Below are 21,714 nucleotides of genomic sequence, written 5' to 3' on the forward strand. Positions count from 1 at the left end.
TCAGCGGTCGCGCTTCATGCGGATCGTACGGCCGCCGTCGATCGTCGCGAAATAGCTGCCCATCGTCGCGACCTTGATCTTGACCTTCTGCCCCGGCTTCGGCTGCCGCGGCAGGCGGGTCGTGTCGATCTGCACCCACACCGCGTCATCTTCCATCGCGAGCGTATATTTGCCCGAGCGGTCGATGCTCACCGAACGGATCGTCGTTTCGATTTCCTTGACCTCATCCTCGTCGCCGCCGAAAATTCCGCCGAGCTTGGGGAAGGAAAAGCCGAACAGCCCGCGCCGCGCCTTTTTGGCGGTTTCGCGATCGGTAAAGGTGATTTCGCGCGCCTGGTCGGCGCTCGACAGTTCGCCGACCTCGCGGTCGAAACAGGCGAGTCGCGCCGCCGGATCGGCGATGTCGCGGCAGGCGTAAAGTTCGCGGATTTGCGCGGGCTGTGCTGGCGGCAGCTTGTCCTTGGCGGCCACCGGAACGGCGGCGGCGCAGGCGATAAGGACGAGCGACGCGGCGACGCGCGATGACAGCTGCAACATGGCAAAACCCCTGGCGGTGAAGATATGCGCTGCCTAGCCGCCCCGGCTGCGCGCCGCAAGCGAGCCCGGTTGCAAATCACCGCTTACTGACCCTAGTGTAAGGAACCCTGCCTAATTCGAATAGGATATCACCCCCGATGGACAGCCGCTTTTCCTGGTCGACCGATTATCGCCACCCCACGAAATGGGACCAGGAATTTGCGCCGCTGTCGCTGCCCGACATGCTCGCCGCCAGCGTGGCGCGGCGCGGCGATGCGCCGATGCTCGATTTCCTCGGCCGCCAGTTCAGCTATGCCGAGGTCGCGCGCGGCGCCGCGCGCGTCGCGCGCGGGCTGCAACAACGCGGCATCGGCAAGGGTAGCCGCGTCGGCCTCTTCCTTCCCAACGTCCCTCATTATGTCGCGGCCTATTATGGTGCGCTCGCGGCTGGGGCGACGGTGGTCAACTTTTCTCCGCTCTACACCGTCGCCGAACTGGAAGCGCAGGTCGAGGATTCGGGCACCGACACGCTGTTCACGATCAGTGCCGCAGCGCTGCTGCCGACCGCACTCCAGGTGCTCGACGGATCGAGCCTGAAGCAGCTCGTCGTCGGGTCGGTCGCGGGCGGACTGCCTGCGGCGAAATCCATGCTTTACCGCCTGTTCAAGCGCAGCGAGGTCGCGGCGCTGCCCACCGACCCGCGCATCATCCGCTTTTCCACCCTCATCGACAATGACGGCAAGCCCGATCCGGTCGCGATCGACGCCGAACAGGACATCGCGCTGATCCAGTACACCGGCGGCACCACCGGCACGCCGAAGGGCGCGAAGCTGACGCACCAGAACCTGACCGCCAATGCGCGACAGGTGAATGCGATCGACCCCGATCATGACGCCGCCGACCGCATCCTCGGCGTACTTCCTTTCTTCCACGTCTTTGCCAACACCTGCGTGCTCAACCGCACCATCCTCAACGGCGGTACGATCACGATGCTGCCGCGTTTCGACGCGAAGCAGGCGCTCGAGGCGATCACGCGGACGAAGACCACCGCGCTGCCCGGCGTGCCGACGATGTATCAGGCGTTGCTCGATCATCCCGACCTCGCAAAGACCGACTTCTCTTCGCTGCGTATCTGCATCTCGGGCGGCGCGCCGATGCCCGGCGAGCTGCGTGAGAAGTTCGTCGCAGCGACAGGCGCGTCGCTCGTCGAAGGCTATGGCCTGACCGAAAGTTCGGGCGTCGTCGCGACCAACCCCTATGAAGGCCCGGTCAAGCCGGGCACGATCGGCCAGCCGATCCCGGCAACGCATATCCGCCTGCTCGACAAGGAGGACGCTTCAAAGGACGCTCCCGACGGCGAGCCCGGCGAGCTCGCGGTCAAGGGGCCGCAGGTCATGCAGGGCTATTGGAACCGGCCCGATGCCGACAAGGACAGCTTCACCGACGACGGCTGGCTGCGCACCGGCGACGTCGCGGTGGTCGAGGCGGGCGGCTATATCCGCATCGTCGACCGGCTGAAGGACATGATCGCGGTTGGCGGGTTCAAGGTCTATCCGAGCGTGATCGAAGCGCATCTCTATGAACATCCGGCGGTCAAGGAGGCAATCGTTCTGGGCGTTCCCGACGCCTATCGCGGCGAAGCGCCCAAGGCGTTCGTTACGCTCGAGGATGGCTTCAACGTCAGCGGCGAGGCGCTCGCCGCGTGGCTCAACCCTCAGCTTGGCAAGCATGAACGCGTGAACGCGGTCGAGGTGCGACTGAACCTGCCCAAGACGATGATCGGCAAGCTCGATCGCAAGGCGTTGCGTGCAGAAGAGAAAACGAGCGCCAAAGCCTAACCTGCTTTATGGAAAAGGTGGCGATATCGGCCGACCATGCCTTCCCGGTTCGGGAGAAAAAGCATGGAAGAAAGTCGCGAATTTCTGGCGCTTCGCCGCGCGCAGGAACAGGCAGCAGCCGCCTGCGCCGTGTCCGAGGAAGAACGCATCCTTCGCCGCGAACTCGCAGACTATTATGCGCAGCGGCTCGCGCAGATGCCGAACGCCGCCCAAATTCCCGAAGAGAGCGCCCCCGCGCCCCATTTCTGACATGGCCGACACCTATCCGCCGCGCAGCTATTATTTCCACGTCCGCAACGGCCAAGGCCTGATCCGCGACGAAGAGGGGCAGATGGTGTCGCCCGACAAAAGCATCCGCCAGATCGCCATCGAGGGCGCGCGGTCGGTGATGGCAGCCGATGTGCTGGAGGGATTTCTGGACCTGTCCGGGCAGATCGAGGTCGACGACGACCGGCATGCGACGATCCTCACCGTCCGCTTCGACGAAGCCATCGTGATGAAATGACGCCGGCCCTCGGTCTCACGCCTGGACGTCGACGGGGTCCCGGGTCAAATTGGGGTGAAGATAGCGGTCGTTGAAGTCGCCCAACTCGGCAAGTGCCGGCCAATCGACAATGCAGATCGTCCGCTTTTCGCGTTTGATCAGCTGCTGCCGCTCCAGATCGCGAAGCGTGCGGTTGACGTGGATGGGGGTCAATCCGACCGCGTCGGCCAGCTGCTCCTGCGTCAGCGGCATCTTGTAGCAATGATCCTTCGCCATGCCTGCGAGATCGAGGCGCAACGCAAGTTCGCACAGCAGGTGTGCGATGCGCGACGACGCATCGCGGCGACCGATATTGACGATCCATTCGCGAAACATCGCCGCGTCGATCAATGTGTCGCGCCATAAGGCGCGCCCCACGGCCGGCCGCTGCGCGATCAGCGTCTCGATCGCGCTCACCGGGATCAGCGCCACTTGCGCCTTGGTCAGCGTCTGGACGCTATGGTCGGCGACATCGAGGAGCGAGTTTTGCAAATCGACAAAATCGCCCGGAATCTGGATCGAAACGATCTGACGGTTGCCACCGTTGGTCACCTTGTGGCGGATTGCGATGCCGTCCAGCAACACGCAGCAATGCTCGATCCGATCATCCTCGCGCACGATATAGCCGCCAGGATCGAGCCATTTCAGACGGTGCGGCAAGGCCAGGAACGCATCGACGTCGTCTTGCGACAAACGCTCGAGCCGCTTCAGCTTTTCAGCAGCAAGGGTAAAAATCGGCGGTGGCGACAAAAAAAGGCTCCCTTCGAATGGCGGGAGAATTGCGCATCTCTCAGTCGTCGATAGCCACAGACAGGTTCAACGATCGGCAAGATATAGCAAGAAATGCGCCCCAACCCCACCCTTTGCATGCGGCGCTCGTTGCTCGCTTAACTTCGGCCGCGTCTCGATAGCTTAACTTACATTAGCATGGGAACGATGCGGCGAAAGGAGCGCCGCAGGACACAAGCCGCCGGAGGAATCGCAATGTAATGTTGTAACGTTTGTCATGATATGCCATATCCCAGTTCGCAATTGCACCAATGGAGAATCGGGTGACCCACGTCGCCAGCCAAGCCCCTGTTCTGACGCGCCATGCCCCTTACTTGAAGAGGTGGGTCGCGGTGGTTCGGGCTGCGCGCGATTCGCGGCCGCTGACCGCCCTCAGCGGCGACCAACTGGCGATGGGCCTGTCGGGACTCTGTCTCGTCCACTGCCTCGCAACGACGATCTTTTTCGCCTCGATCGCCTCGGTCGGCGGAGTGTTCCTCGAAAATCACCTGTTCCACGAAATCGGTCTGATCGTCGCGATCGGCTTTGCGCTGATCACACTCGTCTCGGGCGTTCTCAGCCATGGCTATATGATGCCCTTTGCGGTCGGCAGCTTCGGGCTCGGCATGATGGCGGGCGCGCTGTCGCGGCCGCACGACGGCAGCGAAGTGATCGCGACGATGATCGGCGTCGCGGTCGTCGCGCTCGGCCACGACCTCAACCGCCGCGCGCGGCACTGATCGCACCGCATCGGAGATGTCCGCAACTTGCGGGCGCTTCGCAAACAGCCTACATTACGTCCTAGTTAGCGCGGGATTTCCCACGCCTGAGGAAACGCCAATGGGCAAGCATGATCATCCGCACGTCGAGGCCAGCGGCGCCTCGCTCGCCAAGGCGGCGCAAACCGCGCTCGAGGGAGCGGGCGAAGCGTGGACCGACATGCGCGCGGAGATTTTCGACGCGGTCGCCGCGATCGGCAAACCAGCGAGCGCCTATGAAATCGCCGACATTGTGTCGCAAAAGCGCGGCAAGCGCGTCGCGCCGAACAGCGTCTACCGCATCCTCGACCTGTTCGTTGCCAACAACCTCGTCCGCCGCGTCGAGAGCGCGAACGCCTTTGTCGCGAACAGCCATCCCGGCTGCTTGCACGACTGCATCTTCCTGATTTGCGACACGTGCGGCAGCGCGGTGCATGTCGATAACGACAAGATTTCGGGCGGCGTCCGCGCCGCCGCCGAGGCGACGGGCTTCGCCGCCGAGCGCCCGGTGATCGAGGTGCGCGGCAAATGCGCCGAGTGCCAATAAGGTGAGCGGGCGCGCTCCACCGGACGGTTAGATGCCGATCGGGGGGCTCCAGCATTGGATCGAAGCGCAGCGGACGCGCCCGGCTGCGCCCACGCGCGCGTGGGTCTGGACGCTGGCGTTCGGTATCGCGACTCTGCTCTTCGGCCTGCATCTGGGTCATGTCTTCCCGCAAACCGGCCATGACATCGCACCTGGCTACGGCGCGCCCGTCCTCGCGTTCGAATTCGCCGGCAGTCAAGCCGATCTCGAGGCGATCTTCGGCTTCTATACCGACCCGGAGCAGGTCACGCGTCTCGCCGCGATGCGGACAGGCAACGAGCGCGACTATCTCTACATGCTACTCTATGCGGGCTTTCTCGTCAGCGGCTGCGTCGCACTCTGGCGCGAGCTTCGCCTGCGCGCGCTCCTCGTCGCAGCGGTGTTGCCGGTCGCCGCGGCGCTCTGCGACGCGTGGGAGAATAGCCTGCTCTTCGACATCCAGGCCGCCTTCACACTCGGCGACTATTCGCCCGCGATGGCCAGCCTGCCCTATCCCGTCGCCGCCAAATTCCTGCTGCTCGCCGCGACCAATGTCATGATCGGCGCCGCGGCAACGCAGATGGGACGCTGGTGGGCGCTGTTCGGCACCATCGCGATCCTCGCCGCGATCCCGACGGTGATGGCGATCATCACCCCCGCCGCCTTCGCATGGGCGCTGATCCCGTCGGCAGCCGGCGGCTGGCTCCTCCTCTTCGCGCTCGCCGCGGCAGGGTGCTGGCGCGCGCGGTTCGGCGGCCGGCCGCTCGTCGATTTCGATACCTCGGCGCCCGAACGGGGCGAGCCGCCCGCCCCCGAACCCACGCGCCCGGTGTTCGGCCGCCGCCGGAGCTGACCCCTTTTCACTCCGGCCGCCGGGGTCTAGGGAGGCCGCGAATCCCCAAAAAGGGCGAAAGGCTGCACATGAACACCGTGATCATCCGCGAAGACGATCTGATTGAGACGATCGCCGACGCGCTCCAGTACATCAGCTATTTCCATCCGATGGACTATATCCGCGCGCTCGGCGCCGCCTATGAACGCGAAGTCTCGCCCGCCGCGAAGGACGCGATGGCGCAGATACTCTCGAACAGCCGCATGTGCGCCGAGGGGCACCGCCCGATCTGCCAGGACACGGGCATTGTCACCGTCTTCATCAAATGGGGCATGGACTGCCGCCTCGACAGCCCGCGCAGCCTGCAACAGGTCGTCGACGAGGGCGTGCGCAAAGCCTATCTCCACCCCGACAACAAGCTCCGCGCCTCGATCCTTGCCGATCCGGCATTCAGCCGCGTGAACACCAAAGACAACACCCCGTCGGTGCTCAATGTCGAGATGGTCCCCGGCGCGAAGGTTCATATCGACGTCGCCGCGAAGGGCGGCGGCAGCGAGAATAAGTCGAAATTCAAGATGATGAACCCGTCCGACAGCATCGTCGACTGGGTGCTCGAAATGGTGCCGCAGATGGGCGCGGGCTGGTGTCCGCCGGGCATGCTCGGCATCGGCATCGGCGGCACCGCCGAAAAGGCGATGCTGCTGGCGAAACAATCGCTAATGGACCCGATCGACATGACCGAACTGCTCGCGCGCGGGCCGTCGTCGCCGACCGAGGAACTGCGCATCGAGCTTTATGAAAAGGTCAATGCGCTCGGCATCGGCGCGCAGGGGCTCGGCGGCCTCGCGACCGTGCTCGACGTCAAGATCGCCGACTGGCCGACCCACGCGGCGTCGAAACCCGTCGCGATGATCCCGAACTGCGCCGCAACGCGCCACGCGCATGTAACGCTAGACGGCAGCGGCCCCGCCTATCTCGAACCGCCGGTCCTCGCCGATTATCCGCAAATCGACTGGCAGCCCGATCAGGCGGCGATCCGCGTCGACCTCGATACGCTGACCCCTGAAGTGGTGGCGAGCTGGAAGCAGGGCGACCGCCTACTGCTCAACGGCAAGATGCTCACCGGCCGCGACGCCGCCCACAAGCGCATCGCCGAGATGCTCGCAAAAGGCGAAGAGCTGCCGGTCAGCTTCCGCGACCGCGTCATCTACTACGTAGGCCCGGTCGATCCGGTCGGCGAGGAAATCGTCGGCCCCGCGGGCCCGACGACCGCGACGCGCATGGACAAGTTCATGGACATGATGCTGGACCAGGGCCTGCTCGCCTGCGTCGGCAAGGCCGAACGCGGCCCCGCCGCGACGCAGGCGATCGCCAAGCACAAGAGCGCCTATCTGATGGCGGTCGGCGGCGCGGCGTACCTCGTGGCGCGTGCGATCAAGGGCAGCCAGGTCGTGGGCTTCGCCGACCTCGGCATGGAGGCGATCTACGAGTTCGAGGTCCAGGACTTCCCCGTCACCGTCGCGGTCGACAGCGAGGGCCAGAATGTCCACGTCAACGCGCCGATGCTGTGGCAAAAGCGGATCAAGGACGAGGGGTTGCTGGAGAAGGCGTGAGATGGCCTTCCGCCCTCTCGGGTTTGGCTTTGAACTAAAGACGCCGCTCGGTTTTGCCGAGAGCAAGAGCCGGATTCGGGAATGCAAACAGCGCTGGTATGATCCGTCCGATGGTCCGCGCGGCTTTGTCCTTGGTCGCTTCATTTGGTTGTGGAACAGCATGGTGAATAGCCAAGGGCCAATGCTGATCGGCTGGATACATGATGACGGGATGGGTTGCCGGATCGCCGGTCGGTCTGGTTCCGACATCAATGGTATGCTCTATCTGACCCTCGTGGGAGTATTACTCCCGGTGATCGCTGTGGGATTGTTCCGTGATGGCCAAATGGGCCTGTCCGGCGCCATCATGCTAGCCCTGTGCGCCGCCGCTCTGATTTTGCTACTGTGGAACGCAAGCAAGGAACGGCGCGCAGGATTGGCTTTGGCTGATTTTCTTGGGCTAACGCTTGGCAGCAATGCGCGGCATGAGTTCGACGGTCCTCCAGACTCGTAACGGTAAGTCCCCGCCACGGCCTTGCGTTTCCCTGCCGATCCGGCACATTGCTTCGCATACGAAGCAGGCAGGGGGCGCATGATGGATTTCCGTAACGTCGACAAACTGAACCGCCGCGACATGATTCGCGGCACCGCGATGCTGGGTGCAGGCGCCGCCTTCATGCAGCCGCTCCCGCTCTGGGCGCAGTCGGGCACGATGACGGATATCCGCAAGGCGGCCGAGGCGGGCAAGGACGCCTCGATCAAGCGCATCCGCGACTGGATCGCGCTCCCATCGATCGCCGCCGAGAACCGCAGCATGGCAGAGGGCGCGGCCTATATGGCCGAGCTCGCAAAGGATGCGGGCTTCACCAATGTCGAGATCGTGCCGACCGACGGCCACCCCGGCGTGTTCGGAACGATCGACGTCGGCGCGCCGCGCACGCTCGGCATCTATTTCATGTATGACGTCAAGCAGTTCGACCCCGCCGAATGGTCGTCGCCGCCGCTCGAGGGCCAGATGGTCGAGCGCCCCGGTTTCGGGCAGGCGATCATGGGCCGCGGCGCGGTGAACCAGAAGGGCCCCGAGGCGACCTTCCTCGCCGCGCTCCACGCGATCCGCGCCGCCGGGCGCAAGCTGCCCGTCAATATCGTGCTCGTCTGTGAGGGCGAGGAGGAGATCGGCTCACCGCACTTCCGCCAGATCGCGACCAAACCCAACATCCTCGCCGCGCTCAAGAAATGCGAAGGCATTTTCATCCCCTTCGCCTCGCAGGGGAAGACCGGCAACGTCACGGTCAATCTGGGGTCGAAAGGCATCATCGAGCTCGAACTTATCGCGAGCGGCGAGAAATGGGGCCGCGGGCCGAAGGGCGACGTGCATTCGAGCCTGAAGGCCATGGTCGATTCGCCGGCGTGGCGGCTGGTGCAGGCACTGCAAACGCTCGTCACGCCGGATGGTAACAAGCCCGCGATCGAAGGCTGGTACGAAAATGTCCGCCCGCTGACCGACCGCGAAAAATCGCTGATCCGCGAGGCCGCGAAAGCGGGCGACGAAGCCGCGCAGAAACAGGCGCTCGGCATCACCCACTGGATCGACAATCTCTCCTACCCCGACGCGCTCACGCGCCTCGCGCAGGAACCCACGGTCAATATCGAAGGACTCGTCGCGGGCTATACCGGCCCCGGCGGCAAGACGGTGCTGCCCGGCAAGGCGGTCGCCAAGCTCGACCTTCGCCTCGTCCCCAACCAGACGCGCGCCGAGGCCGAGAAGAAACTCCGCGCGCATCTCGACAAGCATGGCTTCACCGATGTCGAGGTCAATGTATCGGGCGGCTATGACCCGACCGAGGTCGCCGAGGACAGCCGCCTCGTCCGCTCCGAACTCGCGACCTACAAAAAGCTCGGCGTCGTGACGAGCATCAATCCGCGCATGGCGGGAAGCTGGCCGGGCGCGACCTTCACCGCCCCGCCGGTATCGATCCCCGCGGCGCATTTCGGCATCGGCCACGGATCGGGAGCGCACGCTCCCGACGAATATTTCCTCATCGATTCGACCAATCCCAAGGTCGCCGGGCTGGTCGATGCGACGATGGGTTTCGCCGAATTCCTCTACGTGCTGGCGGCGATCAAATAGGGAGGAGCAGATGAGCGACCTTAACGGCGTCGCGCATGTCATCCTGACGGCGGGCGATTTCGCGCGCTCCACCGCCTTCTGGCGCGACATGATCGGCTATCTCGGGCTCAAGCTCGTGCTCGACAGCGAGCATATGCTCTATGGCGTCGGCGGGCGCACGGCGATCGGCATCCGCATCGGGAGCCCCGAAAATGTAGGCAAGCGTTTCGATCAGGGAGCGCCCGGCCTGCATCACGCGTGCTTCCGGATGCGCGACCGCGCCGCGGTCGATGCGGTGCACGCCTTCCTCGCGGCCCGCGACGATATTCATATCGTCCACGCGCCGGGGGAAGAACCTTGGGCGCCCGGCTATTATTCGGTACTGTTCGAGGACCCCGACGGCATCCGCATCGAGTTCAACCATGTCCCCGGCGCCGGCCTGCTGGCCGAAGGCGAGCAGATCGGCGGCGCCAACGCGTTCGACTAGAACCCGTACACCAGCGTAAACCGCGTCTGTGTGTCGACGCTTTCGATCCCCGGCGGCGGGCTGGTGTCGATCTGCGCCGAATAGGCGATGCGCGCCGACAATGCGCCGGTCAGCTTGGCGTTGAGCGCGGTCTGCGAACTGGTCGATCCATTGGCCTCGCCGATGATCGTCGACGCGACCTGCGTCAGCCGCAAGGTTGGCGATATCTGCCAGCCGAAATCGACACCGGCGAGCGCGGTGAGCTCGGTATCCTCTTCGCCGCTCACAAAATCGGTCTGGCGAAACGCCGGCCCGCCCTTCAGGCTCAGCGTCATTTTCTTGCTGTCGAAGACCTTGTAGCCAAGCCCGCCCGACAGGTTCCAGCGCGTGTCGTACCCAAGGATGCGGTCATGCTCCCAGCGCGCAAGACCAAAGGCGAAGGTCCGGTCGTTGATCCTGTATTGCGGCTCCAACTCGCCCAGATAACGTTCGACCGACGTCTTGCCGTTGGTACGCTGATAATCGGCCTGCGCGCGAAACTTGTGCGTCCAGTCGATCCCCTGGCGCGCGAGCGCGACACCGGCGCTAAAACCCACGGATTCGGTGTTGCCGCTGCTCTGCGACGCGCCGATCTGCCCCTCGCCTTTCCAATGTTGCCAGAATTTGGCCGCCGCCAGTCGCGCGCGCTCGGCCGCCGCCGCCTCGTCGCGCAGCCGCTTGCGTTCGGCGCGATAGGCGACGAGCCGTTCCTCGATCTCTTGCGCATTTTCGGGGTTGGTTTCCTTCGCGAGCTTGCCGACCGCCTCGACATCGGCATCCTTGGCGCTCGCAATCGCGGCGGCGAGCATATTGCCGATCGGGTCGGGCGGCGTCTCCGGCGGATGCTCGCTGCGATAATAAGCGAGGAGGGCGTCGATCTCGCCGACATTGCCCGGATTGGTCCGCCGCGCGAACCGCGCCACCGCCTCGACATCGTCATTGTCGCCGCTCGCAAAGGCGGCGTCGATCATCGCGCGCACCGCGATGGGCAGCTCGGGATCGAGCGGGACGAGCGCCGTGGGGATCGGATTGGCCAGCACCGGATCGACGAGCAAGGGATTCGGCTGGAGCGACTCTGCCGGATCCTGCGCTGCGTGCGCCGACGGAACGGCGAAAGCAAGCGGCAGGCAAAGCGCGGCCAGTCGGGGGAGGTTTGTCAACGAAGACGTCCTTCTCTGGGGGCAGGAGCCGGGTTCGTTCGATCGGTCGCGCGGGGCCGGTGCGCTAGCGGTGCGCCCCTATAACCCGAAAGTCGCTGGCATTTCCACCCCACCTGCCCCATCTGCAAACCTATGCTGATTGCCATCATCGCCATATTCTGCGCCGGGATAGGCAATTTCGCGATGCACCGCGCCTTCATGGAAAGCGACGACCCGCTGATCCAGCAAATGGTCAAACCGCTCGCGGAGAAGGTCGGACCGAACATCACCTATGCCTTCGAATTCCTGCTGCTCGTCGGCGCGATGGCGATCGCGACGCGAAACTGGTTCACCGCGCTGATGCTCTATGGCCTCTACACCATCTTCAACGCGATCGCGTTCAGCTGGATCATGCAAAGGCCGCGTTGAGCCGTGTGGCAAGATTCGACCAGAAGTTGCCGTTCTACTTCTTGCTTCGTCATCCCCGCGAAAGCGGGGACCCAGCGTGCTGACGTCGCAACTGGGTTCCCGCTTTCGCGGGAATGACGAAATTGGGAATGGCCGTTTCCCACCCCAAAGCCGGCATCGGCGCCGTGTCTCACGCCACCCCGTGATACCACCACACCCCGTCGCGGTCCTCGCGCCGGACACGCCCCTCGACCTCGAGCCGCTTCAGATGTGCCAGCGCCTCGCCCGTCGCGAGTCCCTGATTATGCTCACCGATCGGGCGGTTGAAGAGCAGAGGAAAGCTGTCGACCGCGCGCAGCGGCGCCTTCGCCGCCGCCTCGGCCAGATTATAAAGCCGCATGCGATGCTCGTCGCGCAGCGCCATCAGACGGACGTGCAGCCCCTTGAACGGCTCGCCATGCGCGGGGCAGACAGTGACGTCGGCGGGCACCGTCGCGAGCAATTTGTCGATCGACGCCAGCCATTCGCCCAAGGGATCGGCGTCGGGTTCGGTGATGTTGACCGAGACGTTCGAGCTGATGCGCGGCAACACCTGGTCGCCCGAGACGAGCACGCCCTCTTTCTCGTTCCACAGGCAGGCATGTTCGGGGCTGTGACCCGACCCCGTGACGACGCGCCACTGGTGCGCCCCCATGTCGAGCCGCTCGCCGTCCTCGATCCGGACATAGGAGCGCGGCAAAGTGAAGATCATGCGCTGGAACATGTTCCAGCCGCGCGAGCGCAGCACCTCGATCGCCGCTTCGTCCCAACCCGCAGCGCGCGACTGGGTTAGCACCTCGTCGGGCGCTGTATCGGAGGAGTCGGCGACGATCGCGCGCGCGGTCAGCATCTCGCCGCGCGTCATCCACAGTTTGACGTCCTGCTTTTTCGCGATCCAGCCCGCAAGGCCGATATGGTCGGGATGTAAGTGCGTGCCGATGACGCGCGTGATGCGCTTGTCTTTCAGCGCGCCGGCATAGAGCGCCTTCCACGCGTCGGAGCACATCGTCAGGCAGATGCCGGTATCGACCACCGCGACGCCTTGATGGTCGTCGAGCAGCCAGCTGTTGATATGACCGAGCGAGCCCGGCATCGGGATGCGCGCCCAGCTGATCCCGTTCGCGATGCGAATCGTCTCGCCCGCCCCTGGCGCGGCGTCGCCCCACGGATAGGTGAGGCCCGCATGGCTCGTCGCGGTAAAGCTGTCGTCCTGGGTCAGCGAGGCATCCGGCGAGCCGCTGGCCGCCGGAATATTGTCCTCGTCCGTCCCCGCCACGCGTCAGGCCTGCTCTTCGCTAGCCTCTTCGGCGGCGCGCGCCTCGTTCGCGGCGGTGCGTTCGGCGCGCAGCTCTTCGAGCAGTGCTTCCCGGTCGCCTTCGAAACGGCTGTCCTCGGGGGCCTTGATGCCGGCCTTCTTCGCTGCCTTGGCGACGAGCGCATCGAGTTCGCGCTGCGAGCAAAGGCCGAGCGTCACCGGGTCCTTGGGCACGATATTCGCGCTGTTCCAGTGGCTGCGGTCGCGGATCGCGCCGATCGTGTTGCGCGTCGTGCCAATCAGCTTGCCGATCGCCCCGTCCGAAACCTCGGGATGGTTCTTCAGGATCCACGCGATGCCATCGGGCTTGTCCTGACGCTTGCTGACCGGGGTGTAGCGCGGACCGCGCGTGCGGCGGATCGTGTCCTGCGCCTGCTTGCTCATCTTGAGCTTGTAGTTCGGGTCCTTCTGACCCTTTTCGATCTCTTCCATCGACAGCTCGTGCGCGCGGACAGGGTCCCGGCCGGTATATTTGGTCGCGGCGGTCTCGTCGGCGATCGCCTGCACTTCGAGGATGTGGATGCCGCAATATTCGGCGATCTGAACAAAGGTGAGGCCGGTGTTGTCGACCAGCCAGGCGGCGGTCGCATGCGGCATCAGCGGGGTGGCGTCGGCGGTAGCCATGACGAAAGTCTCCAAGCGGAAATAATAAGGGCCGCCCCTCGCGGGGCGGCCGTGCAGCGGCTGATGTAGACCTGTTTGGCCGACGGGGCAAGTGGAACAGGGAACGGCCAGCCCGACACCGTTGAAAGTCCGTTTTGGGGTGGGAAGCGGACACTATGCGTCCGGTCTTGAAGATCATTTTCTTTTAAGGTCGCCTATGCCCCGCGGCAACCTGCTCGTGAACGGATTGCTCGGATCGGTCCTGTAGCGTTTGAGATCATCGAGCCAATTAATGCGCTGCTCGATTTCCTCAGTTACCGGAGCATCGGTTCTTTGGATTGTGATTTCCTTCAAAGCCACGCCCTGTCCGAATGTCGATGCGAGATCATTTGCATCAAGTCGTGTAAGGCTCATAGGATCTCGTAAATCTTTGAATGTCACGAGCGCCGGAAGAGGGTTTTCCAGTATCGGTCGCCGAGTGACAGGCTTGACCGGCCAAAGTTCTATGATGGCATCCGGAGAAGTTGGGGCCAGTTCGCGGAAAAGAAATGAAACATCCCGTCCCCCAAACTCATATTGTCCGTCCGCACCACTAAGTAGCGCAAAAAGCGTTTTACCTGGCGCGATGTCGACGATAACGGCCTCACCGTTAACCCCAACTCCGCCTCGATCTTCACCCAGCATAGGAACTTTCGGGGGGGAGGTTATTGAGACCTCGCGCACGGCGGCCCCTCTCTTCACTCCGCGAGGCGTATCAACAACAACCACCATTCTATAACGAAAACGCTCAATTTTGGCGCAGCTAGGCAGGAATGCGGCAGCACTGGAACCGAAGAGACAACCGAGCATAACTCGTCGATTAATGTTGAGCCTCATGTTTGCTCCCAAACCAGTGGTGTCACATACCCACGGTCGCAGCAGGTGGCCGAAACAGGTTGAGTTATGGTATATTTAGATTGGAGTTTGCCCGAGTAGGTACGTCGGCAATCGGTCGTTAGCTGACATTGCCTCCGACCATCAAATATGCTCGGTCGCCACAAAACCCGACGCGGTCTCGATCCGCGCACGCCTGGCCGCTACGGACCGCAGCGCCAAAGCCCCGCGAAGACGCGCTGTGCGCCGTCGGCGCGGTCGGCGGTCAGCGTCGCGGGGCGCGGCGGCGATTCGCCCCCGCCTGCTGCCGGCCCGACCAGCGCGACGCGAAGCTCAAGTCCCTTGCCAAAGAATTTGGTGCCCTTCGCCATCGCATCGAAGCCGCCGTTCGCCGACACAGGCTCGATCGTATCGCCGACCTTGACGATCCCGCGCGACGGGTCGCTCGAGGCGACGTCACCCTGCGCGAGCAGGATCGGCTGCGCGGCTTCGTCGGCGGCAAAGCTGCACGCGAGTTCGCCCTTCAGATTGGCGCCCCTGACATCGGCTTCGGTGAGCGCCGCCAGTTCGATCGGCGAGCCGTCGCCGCCGCGCGTCGGAATATCGGTCGGCTCGATCGCGGGCACGGCGGGTTCGGCCGCCTTGCCCGCAGGTGCGGCGTTACCGTCATAGGAAGCGGTCGGCGTTTTTTCGGTTTCGGCGGGCTGCGAACAAGCCGCAAGGGCAAAGGAGAGAGCGGTGGCGGGAACGAGCAGGCTACGCATCTTCATCGGGAGAGATCATCCTCTTTTGTTTACCCCCCACGTTCGCTAACCGCCGATCCCGTCGAACGTTCCCTCGGCTCATCCCACCGTGAGCACGATCTTCCCGACATGCTCGCCCGCCTGCATCCGCGCGTGCGCGGCGCTGGCGTCGGCAAGCGCGAAGCTCTGGTCCATCGCCGGCTTCCACCCGCCCTCGGCCAGCCGCGGCCAGAGCGTACGGTGGATCTCGTCGGCGAGCAGCGCCTTGAAGTCGGTGCTCCGCGCGCGCAGCGTCGACCCGGTCAGCGTCAGGCGGCGGCGCATCACATCGGCGATGTCGAACTCGACCTTGGCGCCTCGCTGGAACGCGATCGTGACGTGGCGCCCATCGTCGGCGAGGCAGGCGAGGTTGCGCGGCAGATAATCGCCGCCGACCATGTCGAGCACGACATTGACGCCCTTGCCATCGGTAAAGCTCTTCACCGCTTCGACATAATCCTCGCTCGAGTAATCGACCGCGAGATCGGCACCAAGCGCGGTCGCCGCGGCGCATTTGTCGGCGCTGCCGCACGTCACGATGATCTTGATGTCGAACAATTTGCAAAGCCCGATGGCCGTCGTGCCAATCCCGCTGGTGCCGCCATGGACGAGCACCGTTTCCCCATCGCGCACATAGCCGCGCTCGAACAGATTGTGCCAGACGGTGAAGACGGTCTCCGGCAGCGCCGCCGCCTCTTCGATCGAAAAGCCCTTCGGCACCGGCAGGCAGCTTCCGACCGGCGCGGCGCAATATTCGGCATAGCCGCCGCCCGCGACGAGCGCGCACACCGCCTGCCCCAAATGCTCGGGATCGCCCCCCGGCCCGACCGCGACGATCGTCCCCGCGATCTCCAGCCCCGGCAGGTCCGACGCGCCCGGCGGCGGCGGATAGAATCCCATGCGTTGCAGCACATCGGGGCGGTTCACCCCTGCCGCGGCGACGCGGATCAGCACTTCGCCCGGTCCGGGCTGCGGCACCGGCCGCGTTGTCGGTTGTAATACTTCGGGTCCGCCCGGCGCACTGATGGCGATGGCGGTCATGCTCGATGGCAAGCTGGTCACTTCGGAAATTCCCCCACTGGTCCCTTCATCCCCTACCCCCTGCCTCGCCTTATTGACAGTGCCGCGACACGGGTCAACAGTCGCGCGTCTTTACAGGAGGATGCGCCATGGACGATGACGACCTTCCCCGCCGCCGCGACGATGTGCTCACGGCGCTGATCAAGCAATCGCTCGATCCGTTGTCGCTCGACGAACTGGGCGACCGCATCGCCATACTCGAAGCCGAAATCGAGCGCGTCAAAGCGCACCGCGCCGCCGCGACAAGCCACAAAGCCATCGCCGATGCGTTGTTTAAAAAGGGATAGCTGAGGCCTATTCCGCCTCGGTGCTCAGCCCGAGTTCGGGTATGCCGATCGAACGCCGGCCGCCGAAATCCGCTCGCACCACGATCACGCCCTGCTTTTCCATATATTCGACCAGCCGGCGGATGCGCCCCGGCGAGCGGCTGCCATAAGCGCGGCCGAGAATCTCATCGTCGGGGCACGACTCGCCGTCCATCGCGGCGCGCGCGATCTGCAGGAAGGGCGCGAACATGTCGTGCGGCAGCCGGTCGGCGACGGCGAGCATCTCGCGCCAGCGCGGCTCGGACGGATCGAACACCCCGCCCTTGGCGAGCGCGAAGCGGCGGCGGAAGGCGGCGAGGTCGAGCGGCACCTTCTTCAATTTCTGCATCCGGCAGCGCACCGAAAAATCCTGATAGAGATAGGCTTCGGGCTGGAAGGCGCTCTCGGGGTCGGACAGCATCTCCTCGAGCATCGCGATCACCACCGCGTCGCTATGCTCGGCTTCCTCGGCCGCCTCGACGATGTCGTATACCGGCGGGGCGTCATGATCTTCGTGCAGCCCCTCGCTCGCCGCGATCCGCTCCAAAAGTTCGCTCGCCGCGACGGGTTCGGGTTCGGGCGCAAAGACGCGCGGCGCCACCGGCGCTTCCATCTCGGTGAACAGCATCGAGCGCATATCCTCGCCCCCCGCCGACGGCAGCGGCATCAGGCTGTGCGTCCCCATCCGCGTCGCGGTGTGCGTCGCGCCGATGCGCACCGCGATCGGCCGCCGCGAAATCGCGGGGCCAAGCCCGAGAAAATGCCCACGCTCGAGATCCCGAATCGCCTCGGCCTGCCGCCGCTCCATGCCGAGCAGGTCGGCGGCGCGCGCCATATCGATATCCAGGAACGTGCGCCCCATCAGGAAATTGCTCGCCTCGGCGGCGACATTCTTCGCGAGCTTGGCGAGCCGCTGCGTCGCGATCGCCCCCGCCAAACCGCGCTTGCGACCACGGCACATCAGGTTCGTCATCGCCGACAGGCTCGCGCGGCGGACGGTATCGGACACGTCGCCCGCGACACTCGGCGCGAACATCTGCGCCTCGTCGACCACGACCAGCGCGGGAAACCAATGTTCGCGCGGCGCATCGAACAACGCGTTCAGGAACGCCGCGGCGCACGTCATCTGCGCCTCGATATCGAGCGATTCGAGGCTGAGGACGATCGACGCGCGATGCTCGCGGATGCGCGCGCCCATCGCCGCAATCTCGCGCTCATTATAATCGCCGCCGTTGATCACGACATGGCTGTAGGCATCGGCGAGCGTTACGAAATCGCCCTCGGGGTCGATCACGATCTGCTGCACCAGCTCGGCGCTTTCCTCGAGGATGCGGCGCAAGAGGTGCGACTTGCCCGACCCCGAATTGCCCTGCACGAGCAGGCGCGTCGCGAGCAGTTCCTGCACGTCGATACGCACGCCCTGCCCCGCCGCGTCGGTCCCGATGTCGATGCTGATCTTCACGCGTGCCGCCCTATCGAGCGCCCGTGCGAATGACAACCGGGCGGCCTTTCGGATCGCCCGATTTTGCCGCGCGACCTTGCCAATCGGCGCGAAACCGCCAAAAGGGCGGCATGGATTTCGACGACCAGCTCCGCCGCTATTTCGGCACCGCCGACCTCGCGGCGATCCACCCCGAGGCGCACGCCGCGGGCACCGAACGCATGCGCGTCGATTTCGGCCTGGAGACCAACCCCGGCCGCCGCTTCGCGCTCTGGGCGCTGATGTACATGCTCGGCGTCGCGCCCGATCTCGACGTCGCGTTCGAGGATGAGGGCGGGCGCAGCACGGCGCGCGATTTCATGGATATGGTCGGTCGGGCTGAGGAAAATCAGACCGGCTAGCATCCATTCTCTACCGCCGCCACGAGCCGTGCGGCAGCTCGACATCGCGTTCGGCCTTGTCCAGTGCGACGACCAACCTTTCTTGGTCGAGCGGGATGCAATAGGCTGGTTTGGCACGTTCAAAACGCCAGCTGTCGGCCAACTCCCCCGTATCGACCACATCGAACCCGAATTCCGACTGGAGCGAGGCCACCACGGCTTTGGCGGCTGCGTCATTGCCCGCGACGGGTAGAGCTCGACGATGACCGGATACCGGCGATATCGGCTCGCGAAGATCAGCGGCCAGGATCGCGTTGAACGCCTTGACGATCGACGCCCCTCCGAAATGCGCGGCAACCATCTCACTGGTCGTCGTCGCGCGATCGTCGAGCGCCGCGATGTTTCCGTCTCGCTCGGGATAATAATTGTTCGTATCGACTACGATCCGCCCGTCGAGCAGCGAGGTATCGAGAGTGAACACGGCAGCGAAGGGAATCGTTAGAATAATGATGTCACTCGACCTTGCCGCCTCGTCGATCGCAACAGGGGTGCATCCGATATCTTCGGCCAGGCTTGCGAGCGTATCGGGGTCGCGCGAATTGCTCAGTGTGACCGCGTGGCCGTGCGCAATGCCAAGCCGGGCCAAGGCCTGACCGATATTTCCAGCGCCTATGATACCGATTTTCACGAACTAAACTCCTCAAACCCTTCGCGCATTCCAATTAGGGAACGGGAGTGTCCGATTTCCAGTGCGCTTAAGAAAATGATACGGCGCGGTTTCCCCGAAATGCGGCCATCGCCTTCTCCAAATCAACCAGCCGTTAACCATACCACAACCCCGTCATCGTAATTTCACAAAGCCATCCGCTTTTCCCTTGCGGTGGGGCGGCGGCATCGCCACGTTGCATTTCTAAGGGGGCCGCTCTCCCCGGCCTGGTCCCCGCAAGGAGATGAAGACCATGCCGTCCTTTTCGGAAAGCCTCGAAAAGACTCTACACAATGCGCTGAAGGCCGCTTCGGAGCGCCATCACGAATATGCGACGCTCGAGCATCTGCTCTACGCGCTGATCGACGACGATCATGCCGCCGAAGTGATGCGCGCCTGCGGCGTCGCGACCGACGACCTGCAATCGGCGGTCGTCCACTATCTCGATACCGAACTCGACAGCCTGAAGGTCGAGGGCCACAGCGACCCCTCCCCCACCAGCGGTTTCCAGCGCGTCGTCCAGCGCGCGATCCTGCACGTCCAGTCGTCGGGCAAGGATGAGGTGACGGGCGCCAACGTCCTCGTCGCGCTCTTCTCTGAACGCGAAAGCTATGCGGTCTATTTCCTGCAGCAGCAGGACCTGACGCGACTCGACGCGGTCTCCTACCTCAGCCATGGCGTCGGCAAGGGCGGCAAGCCCTCGCCGCAGGCCGAGCCCGAGGAAAAGGAAGAAACGAAGGACAAGGACAGCAGCGGCAAGAACAAGAAGGAAACCGCGCTCGACCAGTTCACCGTCAACCTCAACGAGAAGGCCAAGATCGGCAAGGTCGACCCGCTGATCGGTCGCACCGCCGAGGTCGACCGCACGATCCAGATCCTCTGCCGCCGCAGCAAGAACAACCCGCTTTATGTGGGCGATCCCGGCGTCGGCAAGACCGCGATCGCCGAGGGCCTCGCGCGCAAGATCATCGAGGGCGACGTGCCCGAAGTGCTGCTGCCCGCGGTCATCTATTCGCTCGACATGGGCGCACTGCTCGCCGGCACGCGCTATCGCGGCGATTTCGAGGAGCGGCTGAAACAGGTCGTGACCGAACTCGAAGGCCTGCCGCACGCGATCCTGTTTATCGACGAAATCCACACCGTGATCGGTGCGGGGGCCACATCGGGCGGCGCGATGGATGCGTCGAACCTGCTCAAACCTGCCCTCTCGGGCGGCGTGATCCGCTGCATCGGCTCGACGACGTACAAGGAGTTCCGCAATCACTTCGAAAAGGACCGCGCACTTCTCCGCCGGTTCCAGAAGATCGACGTGGTCGAGCCGACGCTCGAGGACACGAAGAAGATCCTTGCGGGTCTGCGCAGCGCGTTCGAGAGCCATCACCAGGTGCGCTACACCCCGGATGCGATCAACGCCGCGGTCGAACTCAGCGCGCGCTACATCAACGACCGCAAATTGCCCGACAAGGCGATCGACGTGATCGACGAGGTCGGCGCGATGCAGATGCTCGTCGCCCCGTCGAAGCGCAAGAAGACGATCACCGCCAAGGAAATCGAGGCCGTGATCGCGACGATGGCACGCATCCCGCCCAAGTCGGTGTCGACCGACGACAAGGCGACGCTCGCCAGCCTCGAAACCGACCTGAAGCGCGTCGTGTTCGGCCAGAATACCGCGATCGAAGTGCTGTCGTCGGCGATCAAGCTGAGCCGTGCGGGCCTCCGCGACCCCGAAAAGCCGATCGGCAACTATCTGTTCAGCGGCCCGACCGGCGTCGGCAAGACCGAAGTCGCCAAGCAGCTTGCGTCGATCATGGGCATCCCGCTCCAGCGTTTCGACATGTCCGAATATATGGAGCGCCACAGCGTGTCGCGCCTGATCGGTGCGCCCCCGGGCTATGTCGGTTACGATCAGGGCGGCCTGCTCACCGATGCGATCGACCAGAACCCGCATTGCGTGCTGCTGCTCGACGAAATCGAAAAGGCGCATCCCGACCTGTTCAACATCTTGTTGCAGGTCATGGACCATGGCCGCCTGACCGATCATCACGGCAAGACGGTCGACTTCCGCAACGTCATCCTGATCATGACGACCAATGCGGGCGCGAGCGACATGGCCCGCGAGGGGATCGGCTTCGGCCAGTTCACCCGCGAGGATGTGCAGGAGGAAGCGGTGAAGAATCTCTTCACCCCCGAATTCCGCAACCGCCTCGATGCGATCGTGCCCTTTGGTTACCTGCCGCCCGAAGTGGTCGCGCGTGTCGTCGACAAGTTCATCCTCGAACTTGAGTTGCAACTTGCCGACCGCAACGTCCATATCCAGCTCGACGATGCGGCACGCGAATGGCTGACCGGCAAGGGTTACGACAAGCTCTATGGCGCGCGCCCGATGGGCCGCCTGATCCAAGAAAAGATCAAGCAGCCGCTCGCCGAGGAACTGCTCTTCGGCAAGCTCGTCCATGGCGGCGAGGTCAAGGTGAAGATGAAGACCGGCGACGACGCCAAGGTCGGCAATCCGCTCGCCTTCGAAATCACCCCCGCCGCCCCCAAGGCCGGCAAGGGCAAGCCGAAAGCCGACAAGGCCAAGAAGGCGGCGGAATAAAGGTGAAGGGGCGGCCCAGGCCGCCCCTCGCTTTTTCAGC

General features: G+C 64.2%; 24 protein-coding genes. 14 read left to right on the forward strand and 10 right to left on the reverse strand.

The window, feature by feature from the left end; genetic code table 11:
- Complete coding sequence (locus SKP52_RS17555) at positions 1-537, reverse strand: hypothetical protein (protein WP_039576909.1); 537 nt, start codon at positions 535-537, stop codon at positions 1-3.
- Positions 538-674: 137 nt separating this feature from the next.
- On the opposite strand from SKP52_RS17555, the gene SKP52_RS17560 reads away from it, so the two are divergent.
- From SKP52_RS17560 to SKP52_RS17570, 3 genes are all read left to right on the forward strand, one after another.
- Positions 675-2,354, forward strand: a complete 1,680-nt coding sequence (locus tag SKP52_RS17560; protein WP_039576912.1) for a long-chain-fatty-acid--CoA ligase — start codon at positions 675-677, stop codon at positions 2,352-2,354.
- A gap of 63 nt (positions 2,355-2,417) precedes the next feature.
- Positions 2,418-2,603: a hypothetical protein gene (locus tag SKP52_RS17565; RefSeq protein ID WP_039576914.1), complete on the forward strand. Its 186-nt coding sequence runs from the start codon at positions 2,418-2,420 to the stop codon at positions 2,601-2,603.
- A gap of 1 nt (position 2,604) precedes the next feature.
- Positions 2,605-2,859, forward strand: coding sequence for a DUF6894 family protein (locus SKP52_RS17570; RefSeq protein ID WP_039576915.1), 255 nt, complete (start codon positions 2,605-2,607; stop codon positions 2,857-2,859).
- 15 nt (positions 2,860-2,874) lie between these two features.
- Here the strand turns inward: SKP52_RS17570 and SKP52_RS17575 are convergent, their stop codons facing one another.
- Positions 2,875-3,627: a Crp/Fnr family transcriptional regulator gene (locus SKP52_RS17575; RefSeq protein WP_052208486.1), complete on the reverse strand. Its 753-nt coding sequence runs from the start codon at positions 3,625-3,627 to the stop codon at positions 2,875-2,877.
- A 302-nt stretch (positions 3,628-3,929) separates the two neighbouring features.
- Between SKP52_RS17575 and SKP52_RS17580 the strand changes: the two genes are divergently transcribed.
- From SKP52_RS17580 to SKP52_RS17610, 7 genes are all read left to right on the forward strand, one after another.
- Complete coding sequence (locus SKP52_RS17580; RefSeq protein ID WP_081997581.1) at positions 3,930-4,385, forward strand: MerC domain-containing protein; 456 nt, start codon at positions 3,930-3,932, stop codon at positions 4,383-4,385.
- 100 nt (positions 4,386-4,485) lie between these two features.
- Positions 4,486-4,950, forward strand: a complete 465-nt coding sequence (locus tag SKP52_RS17585; protein WP_039576918.1) for a Fur family transcriptional regulator — start codon at positions 4,486-4,488, stop codon at positions 4,948-4,950.
- 31 nt (positions 4,951-4,981) lie between these two features.
- Positions 4,982-5,821, forward strand: coding sequence for a hypothetical protein (locus SKP52_RS17590; protein WP_052208488.1), 840 nt, complete (start codon positions 4,982-4,984; stop codon positions 5,819-5,821).
- A 68-nt stretch (positions 5,822-5,889) separates the two neighbouring features.
- The gene (locus SKP52_RS17595) at positions 5,890-7,413 is read left to right on the forward strand and encodes a fumarate hydratase (protein ID WP_039576920.1); all 1,524 of its coding nucleotides are present in this window, start codon (positions 5,890-5,892) and stop codon (positions 7,411-7,413) included.
- A 1-nt stretch (position 7,414) separates the two neighbouring features.
- Positions 7,415-7,906: a hypothetical protein gene (locus SKP52_RS24750; RefSeq protein WP_052208490.1), complete on the forward strand. Its 492-nt coding sequence runs from the start codon at positions 7,415-7,417 to the stop codon at positions 7,904-7,906.
- Between the two features lie 81 nt (positions 7,907-7,987).
- On the forward strand, positions 7,988-9,523 hold the full coding sequence (locus tag SKP52_RS17605; RefSeq protein ID WP_039581551.1) for a M20/M25/M40 family metallo-hydrolase: 1,536 nt from the start codon (positions 7,988-7,990) through the stop codon (positions 9,521-9,523).
- 10 nt (positions 9,524-9,533) lie between these two features.
- The gene (locus tag SKP52_RS17610; RefSeq protein ID WP_039576921.1) at positions 9,534-9,989 is read left to right on the forward strand and encodes a VOC family protein; all 456 of its coding nucleotides are present in this window, start codon (positions 9,534-9,536) and stop codon (positions 9,987-9,989) included.
- Here the strand turns inward: SKP52_RS17610 and SKP52_RS17615 are convergent.
- Positions 9,986-11,167, reverse strand: a complete 1,182-nt coding sequence (locus SKP52_RS17615) for a DUF481 domain-containing protein (RefSeq protein WP_228383690.1) — start codon at positions 11,165-11,167, stop codon at positions 9,986-9,988. The two genes, SKP52_RS17610 and SKP52_RS17615, sit on opposite strands and share 4 nt — an antisense overlap.
- Positions 11,168-11,299: 132 nt before the next feature.
- On the opposite strand from SKP52_RS17615, the gene SKP52_RS17620 reads away from it, so the two are divergent.
- The gene (locus SKP52_RS17620; RefSeq protein WP_039576923.1) at positions 11,300-11,575 is read left to right on the forward strand and encodes a hypothetical protein; all 276 of its coding nucleotides are present in this window, start codon (positions 11,300-11,302) and stop codon (positions 11,573-11,575) included.
- A 169-nt stretch (positions 11,576-11,744) separates the two neighbouring features.
- Here the strand turns inward: SKP52_RS17620 and SKP52_RS17625 are convergent, their stop codons facing one another.
- The 5 genes from SKP52_RS17625 to SKP52_RS17640 all read right to left on the reverse strand — a co-directional run bounded on the left by SKP52_RS17625 (position 11,745) and on the right by SKP52_RS17640 (position 16,207).
- Complete coding sequence (locus SKP52_RS17625; RefSeq protein ID WP_081997424.1) at positions 11,745-12,869, reverse strand: MBL fold metallo-hydrolase; 1,125 nt, start codon at positions 12,867-12,869, stop codon at positions 11,745-11,747.
- 3 nt (positions 12,870-12,872) lie between these two features.
- Positions 12,873-13,505, reverse strand: a complete 633-nt coding sequence (locus SKP52_RS17630; protein WP_039581558.1) for a DUF1013 domain-containing protein — start codon at positions 13,503-13,505, stop codon at positions 12,873-12,875.
- A 201-nt stretch (positions 13,506-13,706) separates the two neighbouring features.
- Positions 13,707-14,387 (reverse strand): hypothetical protein, encoded by a 681-nt coding sequence (locus SKP52_RS26255; RefSeq protein ID WP_148309181.1) that lies wholly within the window; start codon positions 14,385-14,387, stop codon positions 13,707-13,709.
- A 200-nt stretch (positions 14,388-14,587) separates the two neighbouring features.
- The gene (locus tag SKP52_RS24755; RefSeq protein WP_052208491.1) at positions 14,588-15,154 is read right to left on the reverse strand and encodes a hypothetical protein; all 567 of its coding nucleotides are present in this window, start codon (positions 15,152-15,154) and stop codon (positions 14,588-14,590) included.
- Between the two features lie 72 nt (positions 15,155-15,226).
- Positions 15,227-16,207 carry an NAD(P)H-quinone oxidoreductase gene (locus SKP52_RS17640; RefSeq protein WP_052208493.1) on the reverse strand — a complete coding sequence of 327 codons (981 nt, stop codon included), beginning with the start codon at positions 16,205-16,207 and terminating at the stop codon, positions 15,227-15,229.
- Positions 16,208-16,335: 128 nt separating this feature from the next.
- Here SKP52_RS17640 and SKP52_RS17645 point away from each other — a divergent pair, with 128 nt between their 5' ends.
- A complete protein-coding gene (locus SKP52_RS17645) occupies positions 16,336-16,533 on the forward strand; it encodes a DUF1192 domain-containing protein (protein WP_039576928.1) in 198 nt (65 codons plus the stop codon).
- A gap of 7 nt (positions 16,534-16,540) precedes the next feature.
- On the opposite strand, the gene SKP52_RS17650 is transcribed toward SKP52_RS17645, so the two are convergent.
- Positions 16,541-18,013, reverse strand: a complete 1,473-nt coding sequence (locus SKP52_RS17650) for an ATP-binding protein (protein ID WP_039576930.1) — start codon at positions 18,011-18,013, stop codon at positions 16,541-16,543.
- 110 nt (positions 18,014-18,123) lie between these two features.
- On the opposite strand from SKP52_RS17650, the gene SKP52_RS17655 reads away from it, so the two are divergent.
- On the forward strand, positions 18,124-18,393 hold the full coding sequence (locus tag SKP52_RS17655) for a hypothetical protein (RefSeq protein WP_039581561.1): 270 nt from the start codon (positions 18,124-18,126) through the stop codon (positions 18,391-18,393).
- A gap of 10 nt (positions 18,394-18,403) precedes the next feature.
- Here the strand turns inward: SKP52_RS17655 and SKP52_RS17660 are convergent, their stop codons facing one another.
- Complete coding sequence (locus SKP52_RS17660; RefSeq protein WP_039576931.1) at positions 18,404-19,060, reverse strand: NADPH-dependent F420 reductase; 657 nt, start codon at positions 19,058-19,060, stop codon at positions 18,404-18,406.
- Between the two features lie 271 nt (positions 19,061-19,331).
- On the opposite strand from SKP52_RS17660, the gene clpA reads away from it, so the two are divergent.
- Entirely contained in the window at positions 19,332-21,674 is a 2,343-nt protein-coding gene (gene clpA / locus SKP52_RS17665) for an ATP-dependent Clp protease ATP-binding subunit ClpA (RefSeq protein ID WP_039576932.1), read from the forward strand.
- Positions 21,675-21,714 lie beyond the last annotated feature (40 nt).

The sequence above is a fragment of the Sphingopyxis fribergensis genome (assembly GCF_000803645.1).
GTDB lineage: Bacteria > Pseudomonadota > Alphaproteobacteria > Sphingomonadales > Sphingomonadaceae > Sphingopyxis > Sphingopyxis fribergensis.